At 68.9% G+C, this 2,623-nt stretch carries 2 protein-coding genes; both read right to left on the reverse strand.

Annotated features, from left to right (window positions below; translation table 11 throughout):
• On the reverse strand, window positions 1-1,739 hold a 1,739-nt coding region (cysN, locus tag SNE34_RS14735; RefSeq protein WP_425604559.1), incomplete at its 3' end, for a sulfate adenylyltransferase subunit CysN.
• Window positions 1,739-2,623, reverse strand: an 885-nt coding sequence (cysD, locus tag SNE34_RS14740) for a sulfate adenylyltransferase subunit CysD (RefSeq protein WP_332618378.1), incomplete at its 5' end; no start/stop codon positions are given. The genes cysD and cysN, both read right to left, overlap by 1 nt.

Genomic DNA, 2,623 nt, shown 5'->3' on the forward strand with positions numbered 1-2,623 from the left:
TCGCGCTGCTCGGCGATCTCCAGCGGGGTGTCGACGTACACCTCGGCGAACTCGCCGTCGGCAAACATCTCGCGCGCCATCTGCCGCTCGGCGCGGAACGGCGAGATGAAGCTGACCAGCACGATCAGGCCGGCATCGACCATGAGCTTGGCGACCTCGGCGACCCGGCGGATGTTCTCGACCCGGTCGGCGTCGGTGAACCCCAGGTCCTTGTTGAGGCCGTGGCGCACGTTGTCGCCGTCGAGGATGTAGGTGTGGTGGCCCAGCGCGAGCAGGCGCTTCTCGACCAGGTTGGCGATCGTCGACTTGCCCGAGCCCGACAGGCCGGTGAACCACAGGCAGCGCGGCTGCTGGTGCTTGATCGCGGCGCGCGCGGCCTTGTCGACGTCGATGTGCTGCCAGTGGATGTTGCCGGCCCGGCGCAGCGCGAAGTCGAGGGTGCCGGCGGCGACGGTGGCGTTGCTGCGGCGGTCGATCAGGATGAACGCGCCGAGGTCGCGGCTCTTGCCGCCGTCGGCGTCGGCGTAGGGCTCGAACGCGATCGGCTGGTCGAGCATGAGGTTGCAGACGCCGACCTCGTTGAGGTCGAGCTGGCGGGCGGCCAGTTCGTCCTGGGTGTTGACGTCGACCTTGTGCCGGATGTCGGTGATCTGGGCGCCGACGGTGCGGCTGCCGACCTTGAGCCAGTACGGCCGGCCCGGCAGCAATGGCTGCTCGCCCAGCCACAGCAGGTGCGCGGCGAACTGGTCGGCGACCTCCGGCAGGTCGGAGGCCGCGGCGATGACGTCGCCGCGGCTGGCGTCGATCTCGTCCGTGAGGGTCAGGGTCACCGCGCGGCCCGGCGGGGCCCGATCGAGGTCGCCGTCGGCGGTGACGATCGCCTTGACCTTGCTGCGCTGGCCCGAGGGCAGCACCACGATCTCCTCGCCCAGCGCGACCGGGCCGGCCAGCACGGTGCCGGCGAAGCCGCGGAAGTTCGGGTTCGGCCGGCACACCCACTGCACCGGCAGGCGGAAGCCGCGGGTGTCGACCGCCGCTGCCACCTCGACCTGCTCCAGGTGCTCCAGCAGCGCCGGGCCCTGGTACCACGGCGTGTTGTCGGAATGCGCCAGCATGTTGTCGCCCTTCAGCGCCGACAGCGGGATCGCGGTGACGTGGTCGATCCCGAGCTGGGCGGCCAGTTGCCGGTAGTCGGCTTCGATCGCGTCGAAGGTTTGCTGGTCGTAGTCGACCAGGTCCATCTTGTTGACCGCCAGCACCACGTGGCGGATGCCCAGCAACGACACGATGTAGCTGTGCCGGCGGGTCTGGGTCAGCAGGCCCTTGCGCGCGTCGACCAGCACGATCGCCAGCTCCGCGGTCGACGCGCCGGTGGCCATGTTGCGGGTGTACTGCTCGTGGCCGGGGCAGTCGGCGACGATGAACTTGCGCCGCTGGGTGCCGAAGAAGCGATACGCGACGTCGATGGTGATGCCCTGCTCGCGCTCCGCACTCAGGCCGTCGACCAGCAACGCGAAATCGATCTCCTCGCCCTGGGTGCCGTGGCGGCGGCTGTCGGCCTCCAGCGCGGCGATCTGGTCATCGAGCAGCAGCTTGGTGTCGTGCAGCAGCCGGCCGATCAGGGTGCTCTTGCCGTCGTCGACGCTGCCGCAGGTGATGAAGCGCAGCAAGCCCTTGGTTTCGTGCTGCTGCAGGTAGGCGGCGACCGCGGCGCGGGCGTTCTTGCTCATCGCGTCCATCAGAAATAGCCCTCCTGCTTCTTCTGCTCCATCGAGGCCGACGCGTCCTGGTCGATCACCCGGCCCTGGCGCTCGGAGGTCGTCGCCACCAGCATCTCGGCGATGATCGCCTCCAGGGTCTCGGCCTCGGACTCGATCGCGCCGGTCAGCGGGTAGCAGCCCAGGGTGCGGAAGCGGACCTTCTTCATCTGCGGCTTCTCGCCGGCGCGCAACGGCAGGCGCTCGTCGTCGACCATGATCAGCGCGCCATCGCGCTCGACCACCGGGCGCGGCTTGGCGAAGTACAGCGACGGCACCGGGATGTTCTCGCGGAAGATGTACAGCCAGACATCGAGCTCGGTCCAGTTGGAGATCGGGAACACCCGCACCGACTCGCCCTTGTGGATCCGGGTGTTGTAGAGGTTCCACAGCTCCGGGCGCTGGGTCTTCGGGTCCCAGCGGTGCTGCGCGTTGCGGAAGCTGAAGATGCGCTCCTTGGCCCGCGACTTCTCCTCGTCGCGGCGGGCGCCGCCGATCGCGGCGTCGAAGCCCCACTTGTCCAGCGCCTGCTTCAGCGCCTGGGTCTTCATCACGTCGGTGTGCACGGTCGCGCCGTGGGTGATCGGATTGATGCCCTGGGCCACGCCCTCGGTGTTGGTGTGGGTGCGCAACTCGACCCCGGCCTCGCGCGCGCGGCGGTCGCGGAAGGCGATCATCTCGCCGAACTTCCAGCCGGTGTCGACGTGCAGCAGCGGGATCGGCGGCTTGGCCGGGTAGAACGCCTTGACCAGCAGGTGCAGCAGCACCGAGCTGTCCTTGCCCACCGAATACATCATCACCGGGTTCTGGAACTCCGAGGCCACCTCGCGAAGGATGTGGATGCTCTCGGCTTCGAGGCGGTCGAG

This window comes from Novilysobacter erysipheiresistens, assembly GCF_036663935.1.
In the GTDB taxonomy this organism is placed as follows: domain Bacteria; phylum Pseudomonadota; class Gammaproteobacteria; order Xanthomonadales; family Xanthomonadaceae; genus Novilysobacter; species Novilysobacter erysipheiresistens.